Origin of the sequence: Paenibacillus andongensis, from assembly GCF_025369935.1 — a bacterium.
GTDB classification, from domain to species: domain Bacteria; phylum Bacillota; class Bacilli; order Paenibacillales; family NBRC-103111; genus Paenibacillus_E; species Paenibacillus_E andongensis.
The window spans coordinates 3,306,250-3,332,571 of record NZ_CP104467.1 but is presented as its reverse complement, the minus strand read 5'-3'; the positions used below and the strand labels follow the sequence as shown (position 1 = coordinate 3,332,571).

General features: G+C 44.4%; 20 protein-coding genes and 2 tRNA genes. 1 reads left to right on the top strand and 21 read right to left on the bottom strand.

The window, feature by feature from the left end; genetic code table 11:
* Window positions 1–23: 23 nt before the first annotated feature.
* The 3 genes from NYR53_RS14575 to NYR53_RS14565 are packed head-to-tail and all read right to left on the bottom strand — an operon-like array spanning window position 24 to window position 2,727.
* The gene (locus NYR53_RS14575; RefSeq protein ID WP_261305826.1) at window positions 24–536 is read right to left on the bottom strand and encodes a metallophosphoesterase; all 513 of its coding nucleotides are present in this window, start codon (window positions 534–536) and stop codon (window positions 24–26) included.
* Complete coding sequence (locus NYR53_RS14570; protein WP_261305825.1) at window positions 529–1,890, bottom strand: Na+/H+ antiporter NhaC family protein; 1,362 nt, start codon at window positions 1,888–1,890, stop codon at window positions 529–531. Before NYR53_RS14570 ends, NYR53_RS14575 begins: the two co-directional genes overlap by 8 nt.
* Window positions 1,891–1,893: 3 nt before the next feature.
* Complete coding sequence (locus NYR53_RS14565) at window positions 1,894–2,727, bottom strand: alpha/beta hydrolase family protein (protein WP_261305824.1); 834 nt, start codon at window positions 2,725–2,727, stop codon at window positions 1,894–1,896.
* A 190-nt stretch (window positions 2,728–2,917) separates the two neighbouring features.
* Between NYR53_RS14565 and NYR53_RS14560 the strand changes: the two genes are divergently transcribed.
* Window positions 2,918–4,030 (top strand): hypothetical protein, encoded by a 1,113-nt coding sequence (locus NYR53_RS14560; protein WP_261305823.1) that lies wholly within the window; start codon window positions 2,918–2,920, stop codon window positions 4,028–4,030.
* A 54-nt stretch (window positions 4,031–4,084) separates the two neighbouring features.
* Here the strand turns inward: NYR53_RS14560 and NYR53_RS14555 are convergent, their stop codons facing one another.
* The 18 genes from NYR53_RS14555 to NYR53_RS14470 form a co-directional block, all read right to left on the bottom strand.
* Entirely contained in the window at window positions 4,085–4,858 is a 774-nt protein-coding gene (locus NYR53_RS14555) for a stalk domain-containing protein (protein ID WP_261305822.1), read from the bottom strand.
* A gap of 81 nt (window positions 4,859–4,939) precedes the next feature.
* Window positions 4,940–5,686: a DUF1906 domain-containing protein gene (locus tag NYR53_RS14550; RefSeq protein ID WP_261305821.1), complete on the bottom strand. Its 747-nt coding sequence runs from the start codon at window positions 5,684–5,686 to the stop codon at window positions 4,940–4,942.
* Window positions 5,687–5,834: 148 nt separating this feature from the next.
* The gene (locus NYR53_RS14545) at window positions 5,835–6,113 is read right to left on the bottom strand and encodes a DUF2277 domain-containing protein (RefSeq protein WP_261306373.1); all 279 of its coding nucleotides are present in this window, start codon (window positions 6,111–6,113) and stop codon (window positions 5,835–5,837) included.
* Window positions 6,114–6,297: 184 nt separating this feature from the next.
* Window positions 6,298–6,654 (bottom strand): hypothetical protein, encoded by a 357-nt coding sequence (locus NYR53_RS14540; RefSeq protein ID WP_261305820.1) that lies wholly within the window; start codon window positions 6,652–6,654, stop codon window positions 6,298–6,300.
* Window positions 6,655–6,840: 186 nt separating this feature from the next.
* Window positions 6,841–7,989 carry a Gfo/Idh/MocA family protein gene (locus NYR53_RS14535; protein ID WP_261305819.1) on the bottom strand — a complete coding sequence of 383 codons (1,149 nt, stop codon included), beginning with the start codon at window positions 7,987–7,989 and terminating at the stop codon, window positions 6,841–6,843.
* Between the two features lie 147 nt (window positions 7,990–8,136).
* Window positions 8,137–9,333 (bottom strand): ROK family transcriptional regulator, encoded by a 1,197-nt coding sequence (locus NYR53_RS14530; protein WP_261305818.1) that lies wholly within the window; start codon window positions 9,331–9,333, stop codon window positions 8,137–8,139.
* A 290-nt stretch (window positions 9,334–9,623) separates the two neighbouring features.
* Window positions 9,624–9,697 (bottom strand) — tRNA-Ile (locus NYR53_RS14525).
* Between the two features lie 11 nt (window positions 9,698–9,708).
* A tRNA-Met gene (locus NYR53_RS14520) sits at window positions 9,709–9,785 on the bottom strand.
* A 91-nt stretch (window positions 9,786–9,876) separates the two neighbouring features.
* A complete protein-coding gene (locus NYR53_RS14515; protein WP_164484139.1) occupies window positions 9,877–10,041 on the bottom strand; it encodes a hypothetical protein in 165 nt (54 codons plus the stop codon).
* A gap of 164 nt (window positions 10,042–10,205) precedes the next feature.
* Window positions 10,206–11,957 (bottom strand): hypothetical protein, encoded by a 1,752-nt coding sequence (locus tag NYR53_RS14510; protein ID WP_261305817.1) that lies wholly within the window; start codon window positions 11,955–11,957, stop codon window positions 10,206–10,208.
* A gap of 66 nt (window positions 11,958–12,023) precedes the next feature.
* Entirely contained in the window at window positions 12,024–13,280 is a 1,257-nt protein-coding gene (locus tag NYR53_RS14505; RefSeq protein ID WP_261305816.1) for an efflux RND transporter periplasmic adaptor subunit, read from the bottom strand.
* Window positions 13,281–13,309: 29 nt separating this feature from the next.
* Window positions 13,310–16,420: an efflux RND transporter permease subunit gene (locus NYR53_RS14500; protein ID WP_261305815.1), complete on the bottom strand. Its 3,111-nt coding sequence runs from the start codon at window positions 16,418–16,420 to the stop codon at window positions 13,310–13,312.
* 271 nt (window positions 16,421–16,691) lie between these two features.
* Window positions 16,692–18,845: a hypothetical protein gene (locus tag NYR53_RS14495; protein ID WP_261305814.1), complete on the bottom strand. Its 2,154-nt coding sequence runs from the start codon at window positions 18,843–18,845 to the stop codon at window positions 16,692–16,694.
* Window positions 18,846–18,899: 54 nt separating this feature from the next.
* Window positions 18,900–20,378, bottom strand: a complete 1,479-nt coding sequence (locus tag NYR53_RS14490) for an ABC transporter substrate-binding protein (protein WP_261305813.1) — start codon at window positions 20,376–20,378, stop codon at window positions 18,900–18,902.
* Window positions 20,359–21,306: an ABC transporter ATP-binding protein gene (locus tag NYR53_RS14485; protein WP_261305812.1), complete on the bottom strand. Its 948-nt coding sequence runs from the start codon at window positions 21,304–21,306 to the stop codon at window positions 20,359–20,361. Before NYR53_RS14485 ends, NYR53_RS14490 begins: the two co-directional genes overlap by 20 nt.
* A 1-nt stretch (window position 21,307) precedes the next feature.
* Window positions 21,308–24,241: an ABC transporter permease gene (locus tag NYR53_RS14480; RefSeq protein WP_437180150.1), complete on the bottom strand. Its 2,934-nt coding sequence runs from the start codon at window positions 24,239–24,241 to the stop codon at window positions 21,308–21,310.
* Window positions 24,241–25,341: a permuted SH3 domain-containing protein gene (locus NYR53_RS14475; protein ID WP_261305811.1), complete on the bottom strand. Its 1,101-nt coding sequence runs from the start codon at window positions 25,339–25,341 to the stop codon at window positions 24,241–24,243. Before NYR53_RS14475 ends, NYR53_RS14480 begins: the two co-directional genes overlap by 1 nt.
* Window positions 25,304–26,074: an ABC transporter ATP-binding protein gene (locus tag NYR53_RS14470; RefSeq protein WP_261305810.1), complete on the bottom strand. Its 771-nt coding sequence runs from the start codon at window positions 26,072–26,074 to the stop codon at window positions 25,304–25,306. Before NYR53_RS14470 ends, NYR53_RS14475 begins: the two co-directional genes overlap by 38 nt.
* Window positions 26,075–26,322: the final 248 nt, after the last annotated feature.

Genomic DNA, 26,322 nt, shown 5'->3' with positions numbered 1-26,322 from the left:
GATGGAGTGACTTAAACGTATCCTCACGACTGCTCCTCACTCACTACAACGGAATCTCGAATCTGTTCAAAAGAAACTGGCGTATAATCCCAGTGTTCCACACTAACATTAAAGTAATGACGTCCCTCGTATTTCTGGCTATGAATGTGTCCGTGTACATTGACATAGGGCATTTGTTTGTTCATATACATCGGCTCATGGGATAGGAAAAAGAAATTCTTATAAATAATCGGGTACTCACTCACTTCATCAAAACCGACTTCAAGCCACCAAGTTCTCGACCTTCCTCGATCGTGATTGCCTAAGATGAGGATTTTATAACCATTTAGCTCCGAAACAATGGCTTTGGTTCGCTCTTTATTCAAGAAGGAGAAATCCCCAAGATGAAATACTTTGTCTTCTTGGCTGACAATAGCGTTCCATTTGGCAATCATGGTCGCGTTCATTTCGTCTGCATCAGCAAAAGGCCGAGCTTCAAAATCAATAATGGATGAATGACCAAAGTGATGGTCCGAAATAAAATAGGTATTAGCCATCGTATCCCACTCCTCTATTACTTTCTAAACTTCCTCTACCCTTCGACCATAAAGACCACAGCAAGGTACATACAGGCAAAGCCCAAAGAAACGGCGCATAGCCGACATACGCGAGCACAGGTACACCTACTATGGTTCCACAGACGATGGCAAGCATGTTCCACGGAATCATTGCAGCTAGAATGAGGCTTGAATCCGCCACAACTCTGGCAAGTTGGCTGCGAGGAAATCGCTCTTCCCAAAAAGGCAGCAAACTCCGCCCCGTCATCATAATTGGCAAAGTCTGCGTACACGAAACAAGGCCAAGCCCTAACCCAAAAAGTGATGTTCGTAGAGTCGCTGAAAGAAGCGAAGCGGACGTCTCCCCTAGCAACTTTTGCATATAAATCTCTAGGATACGGTACTTTTCTAAAATACCACTAAATGCACCAGCGAGTGCGATAAGAGCAATCAGCTCGATCATGTTAGAAAGCCCTTTGGTTTGCAGCGAGTTAAATAAGCTGGAATGGTAGCCGAACCACATATCGTGCAACCATTCATGCCAAGTCATTTGCTGCAAGCTCATGCCAATTAGGATGGCAGAAGCGATCGACAAGAGGAAGCCATTTCTTGTTTTGAACCTGAGAAGGATTGAAATCAATAGAACAAACACGGGCAGCAAGAGCCACAAGCTGTACCTAAAACCCGAGGCAAACTGCTGATTGTGTAACGTGAAGTCACTCTGATGCCATTCCCCATTAAAATCGCATACTAAGAAAAACCCCAATGCAACACCTAACGCACCTATTGTTGTGGGTAATAAGGCTTTAAAAAGGACCTGCATGGAAACGCCCGTTGAGGAAGCCACAAGTCTGTTTGCACTGGAAAATGGTGAAGTCCGATCGCCAACGAAAGCACCCGACACGAGAGCACCTGCAACCATAGGAAGCGGGATTTGCAGCAGCACTCCCAAACCAATTAATGGGATCCCCACAGAACTGAGCGTTCCCGTAGATGTGCCCAGCACCATGGAAATACAAACGGAAAGTACAAATGAAAATGTTAGAAAAAAACTAGGATCAACGATACTAAGACCCAAATCAATCATGTATGGGATGGTACCGCTCATTGTCCATGTAGGGATAACCACGCCAACGAGAGAAAGAATCCAAATGACCTCTTTGGTGTGTTTGATACCTTCCCACATGCTTTTCAAGATGTCCCGAAAGGTTGTTCCCGCTCGCCAAATGAGGACAGTCAAGGTCACAAGCCCCAATGAAAATCCAATCACTAAAGGAATATGTAGAAAATAAGCAGCAGCAAGTCCTATTATCGTTATCGTGATTACTGCACTAAGTTGTCTTATCGTTAACATCGTTTAGGCTAACATCCCTTGTATCGTTCGTTTGGTTTCTAGAATTGCTTCCTTCAGCGGCTTCGTCTCCCCTTGATAGGGATGAACCGAACCAAAGGTATGGTTGCCCTCAGGAATTCTAATCCAAGCAATGGTGGCATTTTGTTCAATAAGCCTCTGTGAACCACGGATTCCTCTCTCTCCATCTTCCGTTCCCTGAATAAGGGCGATTGGGAATTTAGCTTCGCTAATTCTCCCTACAATATCGAAACGCTCACGATTAAGCTCCATATCTTCTAAGATTTCGAGGTCCAGCGGCATGTTTTGCTTCGTGCGCCCGTTCATCGTGTACGTTCGCCCTGTTGCCCGCATCTCCGCTTTATTTTCCTCCGTAAATAAATCGACATTCGCAATCCCGTTCCAGCTGATCACACTGGCAATATGTTCAGGATGATCAAGCGCATAGATCAAACTCACTCCCGCACCCCTGCTATGGCCTAAAAGAAGTATGGGTTTCTGGGTGGCTGAGCCTTCACGGTTACGAATATCATTTACAACAACATGCAAATCTTCTAGATCTTTGGAATAGGTTTCTCGAGCAAACTTCTCAAGTTCCGTAAACGCAAGTAAGTCAGCGCCCACGCCATTGTGTGAAAAATTGATCGAAATCACATCAACCTCTTCGGCTAACGACTTAGCCACATGTGGGAACATCCCCCAATCTTTGAAACCTTTGTACCCATGACAAATAATTAATGTCCCTTTGGCCGGCTGAGATGCCGCTTCATAAAGATCTCCTCTCACAATGCGATCTGTCTCTATACATAATTCAAACGGTTTACCCGCGCTTGGTTTCATTCGTATGACCTCCCTTTCTAAATCAAGTTCTAAAAACTGCATACTTCTGTTATTTTATCACAAATCTAAATTGGACAGCATACGCAGGATGTTCGTTCATAAATTTAAGACATTTTGTAAAAACTTGATTATGTGCTTATTAAACTGAATGAGGAGAAGCAAACCCATGCATTCACACCGAGCAAACAGCATGCTCCGAAAGCTGTTATGCATACTGTTGTTTACAAACCTACTAACAGCTGCGCTAGGTATCCACGCGCATGCTCAAGGCGATACGCCACAGTTTGAAGAAACCGCGAGTTCCGGGAAGTTCCAGCTGATCGTTAAAGTTTCACCTCATGCTGCTTATCAAACTGAAGCGATATTTGTAGATAAAAAATTACAACGAGAGCTAGAAGATGGAGGTCCAGGTGCGCCATTCGCCGCCCCCCTTCCCCCGGATACCACGCTTTCCTTTGAAAAAAAAGGTGTGCAACAACGCTTTGGTGTCACGCCAAATGGTGAAGTGGTAGATCTCTCGGCAAGACTCACGTTAAACCTATCAAGTACCGCTCAAGAAACGCTGCGTTCTCAAGTTCAAATGGTTAGAGCCAGGCATTATGGCGAAATCCTTCCTTGGGAGGAGGCGAGTGAAGTCCTCCCCAAATACAGTAAATTCACCATCGTAGACGTGGAGAGCGGTCTCAGCTTTGAGGGGCAGCGCCGCGCGGGCTCCCATCATGCGGACGTACAGCCGCTGACCAAATCCGACTCCGCGACGCTCAAAACCATCTACGGCGGCGCCTGGAGCTGGGACCGCAAGGCGGTCCTCGTGAAGCTGAACGGCCGCACGCTGGCCGGGTCCATGCACGGCATGCCGCATGGAGGTGACGGTATACCGGGAAATGACTTCAACGGTCATTTCTGTATTCACTTCCTCGGGAGCGTGACACACGGCTCCCGCTCCGTTGACCCGGCGCACCAGGTCATGGTGCACCGAGCGGCCGGCTTGCTGACGGAATACGTCAGCAAGCTCTCGCCCTGGGCGCTGATCGACGTGTGGATCAGCGCGGCGAACCAAGGTGACCTGCAGCTGCTGCAGGTCACCACAGGGCAAGAACAGGCGTTGCATGTGCGAAGCATGCGCCGACTGTCCAAGTTCCCGGAGCGGGACGTGTCCCAGCTCCTGCAGCTCGACACCGCGGTTGACGTTTCGGCTACGCCGGTACGTGCTTCCGCGGTTGTGAACAGGCGCGTGCTCTTTCGCCTCGAAAGAGCTTCGCTTGATGAGCGCTGGTATATCCGCAGTGCTGTCATTCAATAAGAAAGCCCGTCATCTCTCACAGACATAGTCGAGAGATGACGGGCTTTCTCACTTTTATTTCACGATAATTTTACCCTTCATGAAATTCTTATGCGGCTCACAGAAATACGTATACTCGCCAGGCTTAGCAAACGTGACACTTTCCGACTCCCCCGTCGCCAAAAGCGCCGTTTTGAAACTGCCATCATCAGCGACAGCATTGTGTTTCACTTTATCCTTATTCGTAAAGACAACCGTGGAGCCAGCTTCAACGGTAATTTCCCCTTCTTTGAATGCAAAGCCCTCAATATTCACGTAGTAGGTTTTAGCTACTTCTTGCCCAGATCCGGAAATTCCTCCGCTAACGAGATTAACCGTACGCGTTGTTTCATCATACACAACCTTAATCCCGAACACTTCAGCCAAAAAGCGGGAGTGAACGAAGGTGGAACTGTTAATTAACTGTGCAGGACCAACCATGGATACTTTGGCCCCGTCCACATTGGCTTCAGAGGATCCGATCATGAGCTTTACCGTTTTTGCGTCCTTCTTTACAGTTACTGTTTGAGTGGCAGCTTCATAAGCTACTTCTGCTCCAATGCCTTCTGCAAAGGCACGGTACGGCACAAACAAAGAGCTATCAATGAGGTAAGACTCATCGAGCTGCAAGGGTTTACCATTCAAAGTGAGCTTCATATCAGATTTTACTTGCTGTTGTACCGCTGCTTTCATACTCATGTCAGCCGCCATGTTACCATGTCCAGACTCATGTTCCTGAGCCGAAACCGATAAGATGCTAGTAGTCAGCAAACCGAAACCTAATACAACCGCGAATAACCTTTTTTTCATAGTAAAAATCCTCCTTTGAATGTGTACATCTACTCTATAGAGTAAACGTATCAATGGAGGATTCGGTTTACATTCAGGCCATTATTGTTCCGGTTGCCCCGAAACTCTACGCAGCTCATTGGCCAGTCGATGAAATTCTTCCCTAGCCGCAGTGGACGAAGTCGCCTCATATCCAGCCGAAAGGAACGGTATAATCACATTGGCATCTTTAGGAGACAGTGGATACGACACGGGGGGTTCCGGTGGTGCTATCGTGTTCCACCAACCTTCATTTCCATACGATTCATCGTAATCCACGCCAATCCCATGCTCAACCAAATCGTTCAAGTATTGATAAATGTTTATAAAATTGGACTTTTTACCGCTGCTCCAAGCATACGTTTGCCAAAAATGAGAGCAAGCTCCCGCGTTACGCACAGCTTCCATCACGGAATAAGAACCATATACACCTGTCGTGTACTCGGGTGTCGCCTCACTTGCCGCTTGAATATAGGCAATAACGGTTGACATTTGGGCACTTGAGGCATCAAAGTCGACTGCAAAGTAAATACAGCTGCCAGGTGGTTGGCCTAGATTTTGAGCAACCTGCACGGCTGTTGCCCCATCAGCCAAACCAGCGCTTCTTCCACCGAGCGCTCGGTTCGCGGTTGTTTCAAACACAGATACGATCTGCAGTCCTGCCTCGCTGATCATGTCCGCTTCACTTTTGGTTAACGCTTTGTAACCACTCGGAACGAGATATCTGGCTACAAACAAGTAGCCATCTTTGACGAAAGCAGCGGCGGTTTGTGCCGTTAAAGGCGTTGAACAATCAAAACCTTTGATCACTTTCTATCACCTAATTTCTACTAGTTTCATACATGATATGCTCAACTAGTGTAGAGCGCTACAAGGACAAGTTGAATGCCTACCCATGTAAACACAAAAAAGGCTCTTTCCCTGTAAGAAAGAACCCGTACTTTCATTAATGATGTTATTAATCTTCTTTTGTTCCAAACCTTTTTGCATTCCTAGCGCGAGCTCGTTCGATTTCAACCTCACGATTTCGAGGCTCTGCATTAGTTACCAGCGAGTTGAGCAGGTTCCGGGCAACTATACTAACCTCCTCGACAGCTTGATTGAACGCCGCTTCATTTGCCTTCGAAGGCTCAGTAAAGCCTGAGATTTTTCTCACAAATTGCAGCGAGGCCGCCTTAATTTCATCATCGGTAGCCAAAGGATCGAAATTGAATAGCGTTTTAATATTTCGGCACATAACTTTCTCCTTTTGAATCATTATACAATTAATTTTACAATAACATCCGAAAATAAGCACACTATCCATTCACCGCTGCAGCTAATTATTGCTCCGGGAGCATTTTAACACGATATAATGACAATGAATAAAGGCCGACGAATATCGTCAGCCTCTGTCCTCTTTCATCTATTCATGCTTAGAATTATTGATAACCGCGATACGATGAGCCATACGAATTGACATAATTACTTTGTTGTTGAGGTTGCTGCATATTTTGAGACTGAAAGCTGCTTTGAGCCGTTTGTTCAAGCTGTCTGCACAACTGCGAAACGTGTTGTAATTGTTGAATCGCCATTTGGTGGCCTTGCAGCGCAGATTGAATGATTTGGACGGCTTTATGTTCCCTTTGTGCTAACTCTTCAAGCCTCATTGCATTTTGCTGCTCTTGTTGAAGCATCTGTTGGTACATCTGCGAAGATTGTTGCGTTTGGTTAATAAGTTGTGCAATGATCCCTTGCGTTTGTTGAAATTGGTTATTGATATTTTGGTCTTGGAACATTTACAATCCTCCTCATTTTTTGGGGCTTAAGCTTCTCCTAAATGTTTCACGTATTTTCATGTCTTACTGTTGGCAACCTTGTATAAGATCTCTCATCGCAGTGAGTTTTATCCCCACAAAATAAAATGTATTTACGTAAAATTTAGTATGTTGATAAAAGAAGCATCCCGACATAGCCGGGTTGATCTATACAGATATAACATTTTCCCATGTTCCTGACTTGACGCTTCTGATGATAGCATCATTTATTAGCGTGATTTGATACCCTTCTTTGAATGTAGCAACTGAATCAGTTGGCGCTGCATTGTTGAATACAGCCTCATAATAATGCTGCATCATATTTTTGAGACTGTCTGTCCAGCCCTCCTCATGACCACTTGGATAGTGCAAATAGGGCAGCGTTTTCTTCTTGAGTAACGTGGGATCTCTTAATATAGTTTCACCTGGTTTATCCCGATAGCCCATTTGTAATTTGAATGGCTCCTCCTGTTTCCAAGTACCGGAAGAATTTAAACCATCCAAGTTTATTTCAAGTGCATTTTTTTTACCGGCAGACACTTGAGATACAGTAAGAACGCCCCGAGCCCCATTATTAAATTTCACCATAATCGAGCAGTAGTCCTCAGTCCTAATATCAACTTGTTGCAAGCTATCCTTTGTATTTACTTCAAAAGACACCCCGCTTTTACTTGGCTTATAACGAATCGGATGAACGATTGATATGTCAGCAAGAACCTCTGTGATTCTTAGATCAGTTACGTATTGTACGAGATCAAAGAGATGGGAACCGATATCGCTTATCGCACGCGTCTCCCCACCAAATTGAGGCTCCATGCGCCAATTATAGTCTGTATTATAAAGAAGCCAATCTTGTAAGTAGCTCCCGCGAATAATTCGAATCTCCCCAAGGTCATTGTCATTGACCATATTCTTCAACTGTTGAACCATCGGAAATTGCCTGTAATTAAAATTAATTCCGGTAATTAGCCCCTTCTCAAGAGCTAGCTCATAAAGTTCTTTGGCTTCCACACTTGTAAGAGTTAAAGGCTTCTCTGATAGAAGATGCTTTCCATGGAGCAGCGCTTGCTTGTTTATTTCGTAATGAAGATGATTCGGCGTACAGTTGTGAACAACCTCAATTTCTTCATCTTGCAGCAGATCCATATAATTGCCGTAAGCTTTGGGAATATTTAGAGTCTTTGCATATTCTTCAGCGTGCTTTTGATTGCTTTGCCCGATAGCCACAATATCCACGTATCCCAATCTTCTCATTGCTTCAAGATGTGCTTTTCCAATAAAACCCGCTCCAATAATAGCCGCTTTTATTTTCCTCATAATTCCCCTCCTTTAGTTATAACATTAACAGTTAGACTTTTAACAGTCAATGTTAAAAGTCTAACTGTTAATGTTATAAGTTGAAAAATAGATAAAAAAAATACACACCCTTCCCTAAGGTAAGAGGTGTGCGTTTTCAAGTCATATTTATTTAAGAATAATGTCAGCCTCATTGTCAGTAGACTGAATAATGATTTGATCAATCGTCATAAAGGCGCCACCGATGAGTCCAGCCATATTCCCAAGTACCGATTTATTAATGATCAAATTTCGTGTGGCTAATGGTAGTGACCTTTGATAAACACTTTGCCGAATTGCCGCAAGGAATATGTCTCCGAACTCAGCAACCCTTCCTCCTATAACGACAAGGTCAGGATTGGCGAAATTAACAATTGAAGCTATTACTCGTCCGATTGAAGTACCGCTTTCGCGAACTAGCGCGACAGAAGTTGAATCCAGTTGAAGGACTCCTGTACCTATATCATCAATTGTCAGCTTTCCGCGGCTATTGAGAATCTGCAGTAAATATTCGCTTCTATGGGATAGAGCTCTCTCTTTTCCTTTCGATACGATAGCTTTGCCCCCAGCTGAAGCCTCCAAACAGCCTTTATTACCACACCAACATACGACATCCGATCCGATGTCAAAATGGCCAATATCTCCCGCGCTTCCTGTAGATCCTCTGTATAACACGCCATCATAAATAATTCCAGAGCCAATACCGCTTCCGACCTTAACATAAATGAGATTGCTAACTTCAAATTGCAATCCTTTGGCATGTTCACCTAGTGCCATAGTATTCACATCGTTATCAACGTAACAAGGACAATCAAAATACTTGGACCAAAATTCCCTGATAGGATACTTGTCCCAACCCGGCATGATCGTAGGAGATATCGGTATACCCATCGAAAAATCAACAGGCCCTGGTATGCCAATACCGATGCCTTTAATAGAAACTTTATCCACTTTATTTTCTAAAAGCATCTGGTCAACAAGCTCATGAATTCGTGTCAACACACGATCAGGTCCATCTGTGATATCAATGTCAGAGGTTGTTAGATAAAGAATTTCACAATTAAAGTTAGTGAGGGCTATGTGAACAAACGAAGTTCCCAGTTCAATGGACAAAATTAAACCAATGTTTTTATTCAATGCATATTGCCTAGGCTTTCTGCCACCTGATGAAACCCCGATCTTTGACACCTCGATCAATTTCTCTTCGAGTAATCGTTCCACATGTACAGAGATGGCGGACAACGATACACCAGTTTCTTCTGCTAATTCAGCTTTAGACAGGGGAAGCTTTGCCCTCCTTATAATCTGGAGAACTTTTGCTGTCATGGAGAGCATCTTCCATTCACCGACTTTCATTACGGATCCATATATTCAATAAATAATAATTTTAACGTTTCCAAATCCCATTATCAAGAAAAATTGAACGTATATAACATGCAGCGAAAAGCTATATTGAATTAGCACTTGAAAATAACAAGAAAACAGGGCAAAAATAAAGCAATGTGCACAAAAAATGCACAAGCCCCTCATTTCCATCATTATCATGATGAGAATGAGAGGCTTGCTATATGCCTAGAAATAATAAAAACCCTTATATTCCAAGGGTTTCCGTGCTATGGGCCCAGAGGGACTCGAACCCCCGACCAATCGGTTATGAGCCGACCGCTCTAACCAACTGAGCTATAGGCCCAAAATAAAATTTGGTTGCGGGGGCAGGATTTGAACCTGCGGCCTTCGGGTTATGAGCCCGACGAGCTACCGGGCTGCTCCACCCCGCGTCATTAGTTGCCGCTCAACAGCGACAAAAATAAATATACACTAAATGCGCGGTCTAAGTCAAGCGTTAATTTCTAGGGTATTTTGTGCAAATTACGTGTTATAACGAACGCCAAATCGCCCTTTTTTGGACTTAAATACTTCCACTTCTTGTGGACATTCATAGCCGTAAATCCACCAGTCTTCTTCCATTCTTTTCGCCAGGCAGCCTGCTTGAAACTTGGAATCATATAATTTGGCCCAATATATCCAGTTCATTGCATTCACTCCGTTATGTTCATTTCGTTAATCCTATCTTATCCAAAAAAAGACCTCCTTATGAGCACTCCATCACATTGCAATAAGAACCGTTCCATATAACGCAAAAAACTACTTGGGAGTGCACTAGAAGCACATGTCCAAGTAGTTTTTCGTTGAATTATCTATTGTTTGAATGTAGTCAACAACCGTTTAACGGATTCACCGTATTCGTTCGTAAATGTCTCAAAAACTTTGACCTGAATCGGGAAGTCCAGTTGGTTGGATCTCGCATTTAGGTTAATTGTGTTTGATCCATTGTATAAACGTCCTTCACCTGACAAGGCTTCAACTGCTTTTCCAACCGGATTACCAACATTATCGAATAATTCGAATGAGAGCTTACTGTTAAACTTATCAACCGTTACTTGCTTATCCGGCTTAATATCCAGATCCAGCTTCAGCTTATAATCATACGTCATATTGCCTTGGAAAATAGCTGAAATCGTCCAATCTTTAATCGTAATATCGTACGGATATACGTTTAGTAGTTTACTCGTTGGGTCATTTTTCTGAACAGGTACTTTCGCCGTCGCAAGCAGTGACTTATAAGTCGTTTCTCCACTAACTTGTTGGCTGTAAAGGTTCATTTTCAGTCCTTCACCTTTTTCTGATGCTGGAAGTGCATACGAATAACTAACCACATACGAGGCATTTGGCACAACACTTAGTGCTGTAGCTTCCTGTCTTCTTCCTCCATATGCATAACCATCTTTACTCACAAGCTCTGTTTGAATTGCCGGAATTGGGATCGGACGGTCACTGTTGTTCGTCAATTTAAACTTCGCCACAGCCGTATTAAAGCCATCGTCTTCATTACTAGTAACATGTAACTCAACCAGCGAAACATCGACATTAGAAGGAACGAATTTATTCGTAGAATCCAGTTTAACTGGTGTACCTAATACATATTCTGGTGCTGGGATAACTCCCTGCGTCGCAGCTCCTGTAGGGAGAAGAATATTGACACGCCCTACCCGATAGGTGTCTTCATGGAACTTACCTTCGCCCGTAGCAGTGGCAAAACTCTCTGGTGTCACTATATTCAAGCTGGTAAATTCCGTATCCAGATCGGTTGGAATGACGATATGAATATATTTCTTCTCGCCTGGATCTAGAATGACAGAAGCTTCTGCTCGACTGCCGGAATAAACATTATTTTCGGTTTTCCCATCAATCCCAAAGTTAGGTACGGTCTGACGTTCTTTGGTCGGATTTACGACTTGAATTTGGACAACCGTAGAAACTCCTTTGGCTGTGATTTCCTTATGAATGTCGACAGGTATGAATCCAAGGGTTGAGCGCAAAGAAGGTAAGGTAAACGCTTCTCCCCATTTAAGGATCGCGGTTGGTTTCGTTATGGTGCTGTCACTGCCGTTCCATACGATACCAGAGTCAACGGCCACGGCAAGTAGTGTTGTTTCTTCTTTTGGATACACCTCAAGATTCACATCAACAAAGCTGAGGTCGGTAAGAGCAACATCGTCACTCCGTTCAACCGTCGTCATGTAGCTGAGCTCCTGCTGGCTCTTGGGTTGTATCGATTTAGGGTTTTTGGCACTTGGCTGCAGCGTATATTCGACGCCATCTGCCATGCGAACCCGCAGTTCAAAGTCAGGCACACGCGAGATTTTACCACTTGTATTTTTAATTCGAATGACGGCACCCAATTTCGTTGAATCGGACTCGTGCTCATTGAGCATGCTTTTAATTTCGACCTCAATTTTATCCGTCAGTGTATAGCTTATATTTGTACTTGCTGCAGTTACTGCCGCCAAGGTCAGACCATCCGCAGCCCATGCAGGAAAAGATGCTGTAGTTAATAGTGCAGCTGATAGAACAATGGTTGCTAGTGATCTCTTCATCGTCTTATTCACTTTTTTCTCCTCCAATTATAGGGATCTTTGAGCAGGAGCTCAAAGTCTCTCCTTTTTAAGCTTCTGTTAGTTACCCACTTTTATTTTATCTTGATCTTTTAGTTGATGTTGACCGGATATAACAAGAATTTCATCTTCTTTGACGCCGGAAATAACTTCCTGATTGGTCTCATTCAAACGGCCAAGCTCAACTTTACGCTTCTGTACCGTTTCACCATTCACAACAAAGACAAAATTATTGCCGCCTTCACGAACGATGCTAAGACTTGGAACAACAGGTACGTTTTGTTCATCATCTTTGGTGAGTTCGACTTGTGCCTTGGAGCCTGGTTTCAGCTTGCCATCCGGATTCGGAACCTCCAATTCCAGATCATAAGCTTTGGATTGTCCGTTAATCACATCTGATAAATAAATCACTTTGGCTCCGGCTTTCGTCGTTACCCCAGGTATGTAGAAAGTCAATTCGCTCTTGCCTCTAACAAGGTTAGCCAATGCTTCGGTAAGTTGAGATTTAATTTTGACCGGATTCGTCTGTTGAACTTCTCCAACGCGGCCGCCTGGCGCTAACGTTTGCCCGACAGTAACATTGAGGTCTGTCAATACGCCGGAAGCTGGTGCTTTAACCTCAAGATTGCTAAGAGTCCTCTCAATATTCCGCGCATTTACTTGCGCCGTTTCTAAACTAGTCTCTACTTGTGCGAGCGAATTCGTCTCTTGCAGAGTTTTCAGTGATCTACGTGCGCTTGCTAAATCTTTCTTTTTATTACTTAGCGCCGTCTCCGCCTGCTCTAACTGAGATTTCGTTGCTGTTCCAAGATCATATTCATTGCGAACCGTATTGTAGGCTTTCTCTAGATCACTAACAGCGGTTTCCAACTTAGAAACGCCATCCTTGGCATCTTCAATTCCGTTCGAATTCCTCTGTTTAGCCTCTGTAAGTCCTGTTTGCGCACCTTTTATATTAACAGAATTTAAATCCTTCTGTATCAGAACATCCGTTGGATCCAAACGGAAAAGCACATCGCCCTTCTCTACGATATCTCCTCGTTTCTTCACGATTTCAATGACTTCGCCACCGGTCTTCGCGACAATATCTAATTGAACGGATGATACTACGTCTCCGACTTGTTCAACAGGCTCACCAATCTTTTGCTTGGCAATTTTGGCCGTTTTTACAACCTTAACCCCTTGCTCGGCTGCAGCAGTTGTTGCTGCTGGACTTGCTGCTGGTGATGCGGAACATCCTACGGCTATCGCCGCGCTGAGCGCGACGACACCGAATAATTTAGCACTTTGCTTAATCGTAAACAACTGACGTTTCATATTCGTTTTCTCCTTTTCCCCTGTTTAGCTTATTGAAGTGCAGATCCTGCATGCTCCGTTTGGTTGGAATTCGACTTTCCTTTTCGCTTGAAGAGGCGGCCTTCTCTTTTCTTAAATAAGATCTCATACATAATAGGCACAATTACAAGTGTTAGTAGAGTTGAAGTTGTAAGACCGCCAATAACAACAACTGCCAAACCTTTGGAAATAATCGTTCCTTTGGATAATCCAAGTCCTAAAGGCAATAGTGCAATGATTGTTGCACCTGCCGTCATGATAATAGGTCTTAACCGCGTAATTCCCGCTTCAATAAGGGAGTCACGAATCGAATAATTTTGCTCTCTAAGCTGCTGCACGCGGTCAACGAGTACAATCGCGTTCGTTACAACGATACCGATCAGCATGAGGAAACCGATGAGCGAAGTTACATTGATCGATTCACCTGTTACTAGTAGTCCTAATAGGCCCCCAATCGCAGCAAGCGGCAGTGAAAACAGAATCGCAAGTGGTGCTCTGGCGTTTCCAAAGGCAATAACCATGACCATGTAAACAATGAAAATGGAAGCAATGATGGCCATAAACATTTGCATGAAGCTTTTATTAATATCATCGGATACGCCCTTCACTTCACGAGTAACGCCTGAAGGAAGTTCTAACTTTGCCAGCTCTTCTGTAATTTTCTTACTGACGCCGCCTTTATCTGAGGCATTAATTTTTGCTTTTACACTGACGATTTGTTCTTGGTCTTCACGACTAATGTTATTTGGTGCTTCGATCTGTTTGACTCGAGCTACCTCATTTAACTGAATCGTTTGACCGGTTGGCGTCTTGACTAAGAAAGTACCCAGTTTATCCACAGAGTTTTTGTATGCGGGATTCAACATAACTTTGGTGGAATAAGTGACATTATTAAATTTCAGATCGCCAAGCTTCTCTTCAGCAATCCAGGCATTAACGGATTGTAAAATTTGAGCACTGGAGAGTCCGTACAAGCGTGCTTTGTTTTGATCCACTGTAATCTCTACTTCGGTTTTGGAATCACTCAAGCTGTCTTTAATGTCGTTCAGCTCAGGGAACTCCTTCATTTTATCTTTAACCAGCTGCGATGCTTGCTTAAGATAAAGCTGGTCATCCCCTTTAAGGGAATACGAGAAATCAGCTCCAGTTGAGGTAGGAGGCCCGCCAGTAAACAATTGTATATTCGCATCTGATCCTGGAGGCATCAGTTTCAACATATCTTCCTTGTACTTCTTGACACCTTCTGTCGCATCCGTTTCTGCTGTTAGCTCGAAAAACATCATCGCTCTATAAGCATATCGGTCACTGCTCTGGTTGTAACCAACAAGGGATTCAATGTACTTGAATGCAGGTTTGCCGGCTTTGTCCGTATGTAATTTCAAGTCTTTTTCAATTTCTTTGGACTTCTCATTCATCATTTCTATGGATGTTTCTCGCGGCATTTTTATCTCGATGACCCCTTGTTTAACGGCTTCACTATTAGGCATGAAAGCTACCGCTAAATTAGGTACTGTAATGATGATTGAGAGAATAAGGGCAACGCCAGCCATCAATAATGTTTTGATGCGGTTATTCAATGACCATATGATCGCTTTTTTGTATTTCTCAGCCATAGGTCCTACGTGATTATCATCGTGATTTGTAAGCTTCTTGCTTCTAAGTACCATCAGCTTCGCCAGCATCGGGATCACCGTTAATGCAACAATCAAGGAAGACATTAAAGCAACGACGAGTGTAATAGCGAAAGGACGGAATACTTCACCAACAACCCCACTAACAAATCCGATGGGACCAAATACACCCACTGTTGTAATTGTAGAAGAAGTAATTGCACTAGAAACCTGTTTCGTTGCTAATTTAATAACAGATTCGTTACGCTCTTGAGCTCTTTCCAGTTGACTGTAGATATTCTCAATTACGACGATACTGTCGTCCACGACTCGCCCGACTGCAATGGCCATTCCGCCTAACGTCATAATGTTAAGGGAAATGCCTAGCGGCCCCATGACAAGTAACGTAACAAGAATCGAAAGAGGAATCGAAACGAGTACAATGATCGTCATACGTATATTACGAAGGAAGAGCAAGATCATTAATGAGGCAAGCACAGCGCCTAATCCGCCTTCTTGCACCATGCCGTGGATGGAATCTTTGATATCGTTGGCTGAATTGTAAATTTTGTGAAATTTCACGCCAGGGAGCGTTTTTCCCCAGTCTGTCATAAGCTTATCTGCACTATCTGCAAACTCTACAGCATTCGCTGCTTTCGTTTTGTAAAGCAGTACGCCGATAGCCGGTTGATCATCTAATCTTGCAATGAATTTAGACTCGCTGATGGCTTCAACTTTGGCAATTTGTTTAAGAAGAAGCGTATCGCCTGTTTTCGTTGTGATTTTCAAATTATCTAAATTGTAAATCGTATCCATTTCGCCCTTGACTCGAACCATCTGCGTGTTCCCATTGAAATCAACCGTGCCCGCAGGGCTAGATACCAATGAGGCTTTGATCAAACCCGAAACATCTGCCGGGGTTAGACCATAATTATTGATCGCAGGAGCATCCAATTTAATGGTAAGTACAGCATCCTGATTACCTACAGAGTCCACATGGTCGATCCCTTTGAGCCCATTAAAGCCAGGAAGAATCGTATCTTTGTAGGCTTTATCCAGCTCGGTTTGGTTCATTCCTGCCTCACCGTAAACCGCCAAATAATAGACCGGTTCGGAAGAAAAGCCTGCGGTTAACACTTTAGGTTTCTCAGAACCTTGAGGCATCTTCACATTGGAGATCAAGCTCTCCACATCTTTCTTCACATCTTCAGGCTTCTTATCTTGGTCTAACTCCAGGATAATCTGTGAATAATTGTCCTGTGAGCTGGAGCTAAGGGTTTTTAATCCATCAAGCCCAGCAACAGCCTTCTCTAGCGGCTTTGTAATTTCATCCAGCACATCCTTCGGAGGTGCTACATATGTAGTGCTAATAATGACGACCGGAAAAGTAATATCAGGCATACTTTCTACCTTTAATGTGGTTGTAGAAAACGTTCCTCCTACGACCAACAGCAGCATGACGATGAAAACCGCTGCCACATTTTTCATTGAAAACTCGGTTAACTTGGACATTCTCACTTCTCCTCTATCACCAGCTTTAATACCTACAACCTGCTCACTCAAATATCATACTTGGAATTTCTTAACAAAACATAAACTAGAATTGAAAATTTTATGTTTTTTCTCGGTCAGGATTTATTATAGCTCTTCATTTTGATAAAAACAGGTGAATGAAGTCATATTTGAGTCATAAATTGGTCATATGAGCAGCTAAACACTTATGACTTCTTGTGACCAAAATGAAAAAAAGCGAAGGCTGAATGCCCTCGCTTCAAATAATGAATTAGTCTGTTGTAATAAACCAATCAGCCTTCTGTGAGGCCAGGAGCTTTCTCTGACCTTGAAACTCGTCATAAATACTGAGTGTGTACTTCTGTAAGAATTTAGTGTTATATATGAGGCCCGGATCTGGATTTGTAATCTTGAAGTTCTCTCGCTTGCCAAGACGCATCTTCGTATCTTCGTCTGCCGTTGAATCCCCGTTGATAACGTCGAAATCTTTGAAATCAAACTTTTTCTCAAATCGTTTAATCCCACCGCCATCTTCAAAAACAAGCAGCAAGTTATGACCTTCGGTATTAATCTCTGTTAGCTTTTCCTTCGTTAATTCGTAGTTAAATTTTATAGTAAATACTTTATCCTCAATCGATGTTCCAATTTTATCAATCGTAATGGTGTAGGGGAACAATTCGACATTTTTAAGCGTTGTCACTACATTCGTCTTCTCATCAGGCAGCCAGTAGGCAACGGGGTTCACATAAGAATCCGCAACGGCTTTCTCACCTTCCGACAGCTTCCCTTCAGTCACTGCTTCTCCAAGAAGTAAATTCAAATTCGCTGTCGTGTAACCTTTTGGCACAGAAGCCCATACATTTAATAACGCTTTTCCAGTCGGACTAATCTTATTCTTTACTTCAGCAACCGTTGCCGGGAATACTGTTCCATCCGATGAACGGAAATTAGCGACGAACTTGGATACACTCGTGAAACGCTTCTCCAAATTGGTTGCTTCCACCATAGCGGAGTACATGATATTCGTTTTATCCTCATAAGTAGATACACTTCGAACTACATACTTCGCTTTACGACCAATATCATTGGATGTATAGGACTGTCCCATACCTATGAATGGAATGGCCTGCAGCTCCGCCTGTGTGGAGAACTCCAGCACATCCGTTGCTGTAGTACTGCTTGTACCAGTACCCGTTCCTGCCTGCGGTGTTTCTCCCTCATTCTCTTGAAGAACTAATTTAATTTGAGAAAATTCATACGTATACGGCACTTTGCCTGCTATTTGCAAATTAACGCTCGCTCCTGCTCCCAATCCGATTACTTTAGCCGTCTGAATGAGCTTGGCATCAATTTTCACAGCGCCATCCAGCAGGAAATACCCTGATAATTTCGGGATAGGAAGTGACTCCTCACCTTTATTGCTTAGTGTCAAATCAGCCGTCAATAGATCTTGGTCTTCCCAAGGCAATCGGTGCAATCCATTAAGCTGAGTTGTATATACACCGGATTTACTAGTGAAGGAATACTCCTTACCTACTGAGCCGCCATCTTGCTGCGTAACGGCAGGCAGCCCAAAATTCGCAACAGAAACATTCAATTTCAAGTCAGGAATTGTTTCTGCAACCGCCAACTGCCACGCGTCCGGGGAAACGGCTACCGGAATGGAACCGGATAACTGAATTTCTTTGCTTTCCTTCGGATTGATCTTCAAATCTTTCAATCCCTTGGCTTCCAATGGATACAGCAGACCTTCTTTTGTGCGAATTGAGAAGAGGTAGGAAGGAATCGTAACTGTATGATTGCCAGCATTCTCTAAAGTCAGATATACGGTGGGAACATGATATTTTTCATTCTTATTGCTGACAAACTTTTTAATTGCAGCATTTACGGTGGTTCCATTTATAGAAATGGCTGCAGCACCATCTGAAGGCGTTACATCTGTATAGGAATCTGGTACTGCGACTTCACCCAGAACACGCTCAAAATTGGACTGGCTAAAATCCCATTTGATAAATTGGACAACGAGATCTTGCAAGTTCGTGCTCGTATTAACGGTCGCATAGAACGTTAAATCAGTCGTTGAACCGGGAGCAACCCGGTTCTTATCCTTATCTGCAGGCAGCAAGCGTGCTGAAAATTGATTGCCGGATTTGCTTTTTAGCCTTACCCAATAATCTATAAATTGCAGCTCACTGCTCCCTTCGTTGTGAATGGTGATGGTAAATGTCGCGAGCTTGCCGCTTTGATCAGGCAAAACATGGATCTGTTTCAATTCAAAGTAACTGCTGCCTGAAATGGAAACCTTGCCTAAGGTCGTTGTGATAGCCGATGGACTGCTATCCGCCCAAGCAGGTGTAACAGTTCCTAGCACCAATGCAGCAGACAAAGCAATGGTTGCCAAGCGATAGCGTTTCTTGATGTACATGATAATGAGCGTCCTCCTTCATAAATATCATCCTAGTAGAAATTCCAGCCTGCTTTAGCCAGCAGGTACAGCCTGTTGTATCATCGGGTTCATAGGCGTATTCGGATTTTCCTTCATTTGTTTAAGCATCGCATCTCCCTGAGTTTGCCATTGCTTGAGCGCTTCGCGAGCTGTCGTTTTCCCTTGAAGGACATTCATAAACTGGGTATGACCAATTTCTTGTACCTGATAAATGTTAGGATTCGTGCGATAAATTTTCATGTTATTTTCCATTGGAGCTGGTGTCACATTGTAGAAAGCTTCCATATGGAAGTCCAATCCATCTTTGGGCTTCAAATATTTGGAGCGTGCAACTAAGTTATAAGAGCTATGAGATTTCAATTTTGCCCAATCTTCGCCATTAATGAACTTGATGAATTTCCAAGCATCATCAGGGTTTTGCGCTTTGGCATTTATACCCATAATACCATTCATATAGATGGATCCGCCAACACCTTTTGCTTCCGGGTGGGAAGGGATCGTTACGACATCCCATTCGATTGGTGTGTAGCCTTTAAAATTGGCTGCATTTTTGTTCGCATTCGTAAGCTGTTGAATTTGGCCATAATTGATAATCGCCATGGCCAAGCGGCCAGACATGAAATCATCGTACGCAAAAGGATTATTTTGATCATATTGTCGGTTCATTTGCTTCTGCGGATCCATCATCTCCGGGAATACCTTCTCTTTTTGCATTTGAGCCATTTTTGTCCAAACTTTTTCCCATTGGTCCGTATCCACCGTCATTTTCTCACCAGCATCGTCGAACATTTTTAATTGCAAGGGAGCTGTGTACATTTGCATACCATAGAACAAATCCCCGCCTTGCGATTGCGTATTAAATGCGAAACCATTAATGCGGCTGTCCCCTTCCCCTTTAACAAGGCGTTTGGAAAGATCGAAGGTCTCATCCCATGTCATCCCATCCTTCGGAAAATCGACGCCCGCATCTGTGAACATTTTCTTATTATAAATGAGTGCAGAAGAGCTGAATGTCGGAGCAAGTGCGTAAAGCTTCCCGCCGCCAGCATTTTTCATACCATCGATAACCGCTGGAACGATCCCGGCAGTGTCAAATTTATCTTTCGTTATTCGTGGATCTAACTGTGTAAGCATGTTGCTTTCAATCATATCCGGCAGCTGTTCATAACCAAGCATAACCACATCCGGCGGATTATCCCCCTGCATGACTTCCTTCAGCTTCTCCATGGGATCAGGCATTTTCTCGCCAGGTTGAATGTTGCCATAACGGTACTTCTCATCCATCGTTGGAATCATTTCAATCTTGATATTCGGATTGGCGAATTCAAATATTTCGGTGAATTGTTGTCTGAAATACTCGTCATCCCCTCCGTACATCATAGAAGTAGCGATCTTAAGTACACGCTCCTGTTTATCGTCCGTTTTTTCCCCTTTGGTACAAGCAACAGCTAGTGGAGCTACCATAGCCAGTGTTAGGGTTGTAGCAAGCATTTTACGAGAAATCTTTGTCATTTTGGTTTCCTCCAACGGTTTGTGAATTTGCTTCCATTCGTTCGATACCTTCACTCGTAGTTAGATCTTTCGGTGCTTTAATCATAATTTTCTCACCGTCAAACTCCATCGTAGCTTTACCGTCAATTTGTAGAGCGCTCAAGTAAGCCTTAGGAACCTGCAGTCGTCCTGCGCGGTCCAGCACCACATACTCCTCATGGTCTTCACCCGTGAGCCCAGTCGATGTTCCATCAAGCGCCGAAATCGAAGGATTGCGAGCAATAAACTCCGAACTTGTCATGCCATCTCGAATGGCAACGACTCGCCCTACTTTACCTGCCATAGACATATCGTGGGTAACTATGACAATCGTCACTCCCAATTCCTTATTCAGCCGCTGGAAAATAGAAAGAATCATATCTGCCGTCTTCGTATCCACCGACCCTGTCGGTTCATCCGCAAGCAGCAAACGCGGACGGTTTGCAAGTGAAATCGCAATCGCTACGCGCTGCTGTTCACCACCAGACAGTTCTTGCAGCTTGTTATTCAAGCGGTGGCCAAGGCCTACCCACTCAAGCAGCTGTTTCGCATAGACAGGGTCATAGTTCCCGCTGAGCATCATTGGCATTTCCACATTCTCGAGCGCGGTGAGGTACGAGACGAGATTTCTCGCATTATTTTGCCAGATGAAGCCGACTGTATGTCGTTTGTAATCAACTAACTGCTTGTCGGTAATCTTCAATAAATCCCAATCGCCAACTTTCACTTGACCTGCAGATGGGCGATCAAGCCCTCCTAATATGTTCAGCAATGTGGACTTGCCGCTTCCGCTATTCCCAATAATGGCCATAAGCTCACCGGCGTCGATCTGAATGTTTAGCCCTTGCAAAGCGACAACTTCAATCTCGTCTGTTTTATAAATTTTGACTAAGCCCTCGCAAGTAATCACCCTATTTCTCCTCTCCCAGCTTCACAGCCTGATGAACGCGCAGCCTTCTAATGTGTAAAAACAACAGCAGAGCTCCTGTTATCATCATGAAAGCAACCACGAAATATAGCTGATAAGTGTCTTTGGAATCGAAAACAACTCGGAAAGGCGGCACCTGCGTCTTCACATTCTGGGAAGTTTGAAGGAAAGGCAGGAAGAAATAACTCGTTAATTTACCAATTCCGATGCCTAGCGCGATGGATAATCCAGCTGTAAAGATTTGCTCGAGGAGCAGCATACCCGTCAATTGTTTGCGGGAAAGTCCCATGGCGCGAAGTACACCAAACTGTACAACTCTGCTGGATAAATTGAAGAACCAATACAACATGTAGCCGATTAAGGACACGATCACAGAGACTAGAAAGCCCAGGCTAAGAATACCAAAAACACCGCCTCTTGCTGGAAGCTTCTTCTGAATAATGAGCTCATTACGAACATCCTTCACGGAAGCTAGCTCAATCCCCTTGGCCTGGAGGGCTGTAACAATTGGTGTAACTTTAGCCTCAGGTTTCATTTTGAGCCATACTTCATAGGGTGTAATAGGTGCCTGATCGTATATGTAATCCAAATTTGCGATGAAAAATGGCGCCTGATCCGGATATTGACTCGGCCAATACGGCAGGATACCAACAATCACGAATTCCACGGGCTGCTGACCTATGGTAATTGAAAGCAGATCACCCGCTTTAAGCGCATATTTACTTGCATAATTCGAAGGTATGATGACAGCTTGCTCATAGCTACCTAGCAAATTCAGGTATTGATTCGGATGAGCTGGGAATAAATCGGGTCGGAACCAAGCAACTTTAGCAAAATCGGCATTATCAATCCCCATAATCATTCCCTGACCCGTTGATTTACCAGAAACAACGACGTTTCCTTTCATCTGCAAAACTCTGGCCGCAGCCTGAACGCCCTCTAGATCACGGAACATTTGAAATGGCGGTTCGACGTAACGAATCTTGGTTGGTGTCTCCTCTCCAGGTTTCGGGCCACCTTGACCTTGGCCTCCACCCGCACCCGAGCCACCGCTGCCATTGCCACCGTTATTACCTCCGGCACCTGATGTTCCTCCTCCTTGAGCACCGCCGCCGCTTTTCCCTGCGTTCGGATCCTTCGGCAGATCGTCCGAGAAGCCTTCCCAAACGGTTTGCAGCACAACATCGGTACCATATTGATACATGATCCGCTCTGTCGAGTTCAGATCAATCGTACGTGCAGCCGAAGAATTGTACACACCAAGGCCGAGCGTAAGAATGAGCAGCAGCATGAGCGGGTAGTAGGCTTTGGCTGAACGGGAAAGCTGAACAAGCGTCAAGTATAGCGGCACAGGCAGGAATTTCCGTCCAAGCCAGCCAAATAATCGCAGCAGCCACGGAAAAATGCGCAGAAAGAAAAGTCCTAACGCGAAGATCGAAAGTGCTGGAACGAAAAACAACAGCGGATGCACCTGTAACTGATCAGTCGTTAGCCCTGTTTGGACGGATAATACTTGGCGTTGATCAAATAAGTAAAAGCCGTAGCCAACAAGTCCTAACAGTACAATGTCAATGAACCAACGCTGCCATAGTGGCGAACGGTCTGATCTTGCAAGCTGCTGCTTATAGTTGACGATTGAAGATCTTGCGAATAGGACAGCAGGAATCACGCTCGCGAGAATGGCAATCAGTACAGCCAGTCCGCCGTAGAGCAATGCCTCATTTGTGAAGCCAACAGGAATTGATTTCCGATCAACGAACGTAAGGAATCCACTGGATGAGCCGATACTTTTCGCCATGAACCAGCCCATAAAGGGGCCAATCAGCAGTGCAATCGCTCCAAGCAATAAGCCTTCCAGAAAATATATGCCCACAATTTGCTTGGTACTGCCTCCACGGCTTCGCAGGATAGCAATCACACCACGCTGTCGGTCAAGCGATTGTCTGGCATTCATCACAATGTAATAGAAAACCATCGCAATCATCGGAGCCGCTAATGTGAATAACAAAATCTGCATTTGCAAGCTTTGGGCTTTAAATTCAGTAAGAATCGGCTTAAACGAAACATCCACCTTCGTATTCTTGAGTTTTTGGAACAAATTGATATCCAGACGCTCCAAACGGTTCTCAAGTGGCGATAATTGACTGGTTTGGATATTCCGCAGATCGAAGGCATAATACCAATTGGCGAGCTGAAGCGGAATCTTCTTCTCCGTTAACAACGTCTTCATGAAAACATCGTCATGAATTATAAGAGCGTTCACTAACCCTTCTAAGCCTTGAAACCAATAAGCACTCGTTTCATTTTTGGGTTTAAAGGAACCAACGATTTTCACTTTTAACAATTGACTGCCGCCTGCACCTGAGACCGAATAGCTGAACACATCCCCTACATGCAGATCGTTTCGAAACAAAGCTTCTTCTAAGACCACTGCTTCCAATAGGCCATTCTGCACTTGCCCAGAAGCCATTTGACCGATGGACCATTCGACCTGATCAGTTAGCCCGCTTAGCGTTGTTAATGTCATTTGTCGACGTTTACTAGGGTCTGCTTTTGTCCCATCTGTGGGAGTTAGTTGCGCTCCTTTGATGTAATAGCTTCTTGCATAAGTCTGTAATGGAAAGCCAACATCTTTCGGAATTTCATCTTGTATATACACATTGACGTCATTGAGCTCTGTAAGCCCTGCACGTTCTGTCCCAACAGCTTGATAGCGCATGAGCAGCGAGCCAGCTGGAAGTCCCTCGCTCTTTTCTTCTAACGATTTGGCGACAACTCGCTTCAGCGACCCATCGGCATACATCGGAATGCTCGTGGTGAAAGCAACAGCCATCACTAGTCCAAGCAGAGTGCTGAGCGTTAGCCAGCGGGTATTCCACATTTTCCGAAATAAAAACCGCAGCATCGGCATGGACATTAGCGACCCACTACTTTCTGTCCAGCTGTAAGACCTTTTACAATCTCCACATCCGTTGACGTCTGCTGACCGATTTCCACGTCCACTTCCTTCTTATTCCCTTGATTATCAATGACTTGGACATAATTCCGACCTGAATACGAGCGAAGTGCAGCCAGAGGGATCGTCGTGGCATTTTCTTTTCGTTGTGTAATAATCGTGACACTCAAGGGTGTTCCTCGATTCAGCCCTTTCGGGAACTCACTAAGCTGAACGACTAAATAATTATCAATCGTATCCTGCTCGCCTTGCCCACCTTGCCCAGGAAACCCGCCGTTATTATTGTTGTTCCCAGCTTGCGGATTCGGCAGCTGCTTCACTTTCCCCTTATGCTGGCCGGCCGAATTAATATCCACCTGCACGTCCATGCCAATGGCTACTTTCTTCGCATCATCTGCAGTAATACTTGCGGCCACGGTTAATTCATTCAAATCGGCGAGAGTCGCAACGGATTCTCCGGTCTTCACTGTATCGCCTTTCTTGGCTGTTACCGAGACGATGGTTCCGCTGAACGGAGCAAGCAGCTGCGCTTTACCAACTTGCGTTTCAAGCTTGGTCAATTCTTCACGCTTCAACTCGAAATCAATCTTTGCCTGCTCGATTTGCTCAGGTGACATTTCATCCGCTTTCCGCAGCGTTTCGATCATCGTAAGCTCATCCTTACGTGTTTGAAGCTTCTTCCGCTTCAAATCACTTGCCATATCCGTTACATCAAGCTCCGCGATAGGCTGCCCCTTTTCGACGGAATCCCCATTTTTCACAAGAATGGCACTGATCCGTTTGGCCGACATATCTTCGGAGAAAAACAGCTTTTCCTCTTGCAAAGCCATTAAGCGCCCACTCCCTCGCACTTTCGTTTCAAGGGTATCTGTTTTCACCGTATATTCAGGTTTTTTGGAAAGCTTAGGCGGGTTAATCGTAGGAAGCGATTCTTCCTCCTGCTCCTTAGGCAAAAGTGAACAGCCAGAAGCAATTAGTAATGTCGAACATACAAGCAGTGCTGCTAAAGGCTTCATCGTCCAATTACGTGACGAATCTTCCGTCCACCATTTCGTAAACATGATCGGCAACCTCCAAAATTGTTGGGTCATGAGTTGTCATACATATTGTGACTTGCTCAGCTTTCATGATGCTGCGGAAAACGGACATAATCTGCGCACCCATCTGAGAATCTAGCTCAGCCGTTGGCTCATCCGCCAGAATAAGGGAAGGCCGATGCGCAATCGCCTTTGCAATCGCGACTCGCTGCTGCTCACCACCGGAGAGCTCATATGGGCGATGGTGCATCCGCTTGCCAAGCCCAACGAGCTCCAGACAATGCTTCACTCGCTCTTTCCACTGAGAACGCGGAATACCCGCCATTCGCAGCGCTAGCTCCACATTTTCCCAAGCAGACAACAAGGGCATTAACGCATAGGATTGAAAAATAAAGCCAATTTCCTTGCGGCGAATCAACGTCCGTTCATCGTCACTGCTGAGATGAAATGCGTTCTTTTGAAACAAAATTTCCCCCTCATTCGGCTGATCGAGCCCCCCGATTAAATTAAGCAGCGTTGTTTTCCCTGAGCCAGATCGGCCTTTGAGCATGACAAGCGACAGCGGTTTGAGCTCCATCTCAATCCCTTTCAGTACCTCTAACTTTTGGCCTCCAACTTGAAAGGAGCGGTGTACCCCACTCACCGTTAATAAAGGAGCATGGAGTTGGCTGAGACGAGAGGAATGTTCATCAGATTGCGGCTCTTCATCGATAGCTAAAGCATCCAAAGAGCTTCTTTTTCGAAACCAGCTTGCCATTTGGTATAACTTCCTTTCATTTCCAAACTGTATGTATGATAAAATAGACGGCAGATCTTTCCAAAAGGTTTCATGAAACTGAAAATTTCCTGAAAGCTTTTTGGCGATATGTCCGATTGTATGAATCTATTAAAATATACTATCATTTGGAAAATTCAACCATACAACGAATTGCCTATTTTATACATAACATTCACACCAAGACCCAGCAGTAACAAATAACAAAACAAACAAATAGCCCCGCTTCT

Bases quoted from the DNA above. Each gene is read 5' to 3' on its own strand.
- NYR53_RS14575 (WP_261305826.1), bottom strand. From the start codon at position 536: ATGGCTAATACCTATTTTATTTCGGACCATCACTTTGGTCATTCATCC.
- NYR53_RS14570 (WP_261305825.1), bottom strand. From the start codon at position 1,890: ATGTTAACGATAAGACAACTTAGTGCAGTAATCACGATAACGATAATA.
- NYR53_RS14565 (WP_261305824.1), bottom strand. From the start codon at position 2,727: ATGAAACCAAGCGCGGGTAAACCGTTTGAATTATGTATAGAGACAGAT.
- NYR53_RS14560 (WP_261305823.1), top strand. From the start codon at position 2,918: ATGCTCCGAAAGCTGTTATGCATACTGTTGTTTACAAACCTACTAACA.
- NYR53_RS14555 (WP_261305822.1), bottom strand. From the start codon at position 4,858: ATGAAAAAAAGGTTATTCGCGGTTGTATTAGGTTTCGGTTTGCTGACT.
- NYR53_RS14545 (WP_261306373.1), bottom strand. From the start codon at position 6,113: ATGTGCCGAAATATTAAAACGCTATTCAATTTCGATCCTTTGGCTACC.
- NYR53_RS14540 (WP_261305820.1), bottom strand. From the start codon at position 6,654: ATGTTCCAAGACCAAAATATCAATAACCAATTTCAACAAACGCAAGGG.
- NYR53_RS14535 (WP_261305819.1), bottom strand. From the start codon at position 7,989: ATGAGGAAAATAAAAGCGGCTATTATTGGAGCGGGTTTTATTGGAAAA.
- NYR53_RS14530 (WP_261305818.1), bottom strand. From the start codon at position 9,333: ATGACAGCAAAAGTTCTCCAGATTATAAGGAGGGCAAAGCTTCCCCTG.
- NYR53_RS14515 (WP_164484139.1), bottom strand. From the start codon at position 10,041: ATGAACTGGATATATTGGGCCAAATTATATGATTCCAAGTTTCAAGCA.
- NYR53_RS14505 (WP_261305816.1), bottom strand. From the start codon at position 13,280: ATGAAACGTCAGTTGTTTACGATTAAGCAAAGTGCTAAATTATTCGGT.
- NYR53_RS14500 (WP_261305815.1), bottom strand. From the start codon at position 16,420: ATGTCCAAGTTAACCGAGTTTTCAATGAAAAATGTGGCAGCGGTTTTC.
- NYR53_RS14495 (WP_261305814.1), bottom strand. From the start codon at position 18,845: ATGTACATCAAGAAACGCTATCGCTTGGCAACCATTGCTTTGTCTGCT.
- NYR53_RS14490 (WP_261305813.1), bottom strand. From the start codon at position 20,378: ATGACAAAGATTTCTCGTAAAATGCTTGCTACAACCCTAACACTGGCT.
- NYR53_RS14480 (WP_437180150.1), bottom strand. From the start codon at position 24,241: ATGTCCATGCCGATGCTGCGGTTTTTATTTCGGAAAATGTGGAATACC.
- NYR53_RS14475 (WP_261305811.1), bottom strand. From the start codon at position 25,341: ATGTTTACGAAATGGTGGACGGAAGATTCGTCACGTAATTGGACGATG.
- NYR53_RS14470 (WP_261305810.1), bottom strand. From the start codon at position 26,074: ATGGCAAGCTGGTTTCGAAAAAGAAGCTCTTTGGATGCTTTAGCTATC.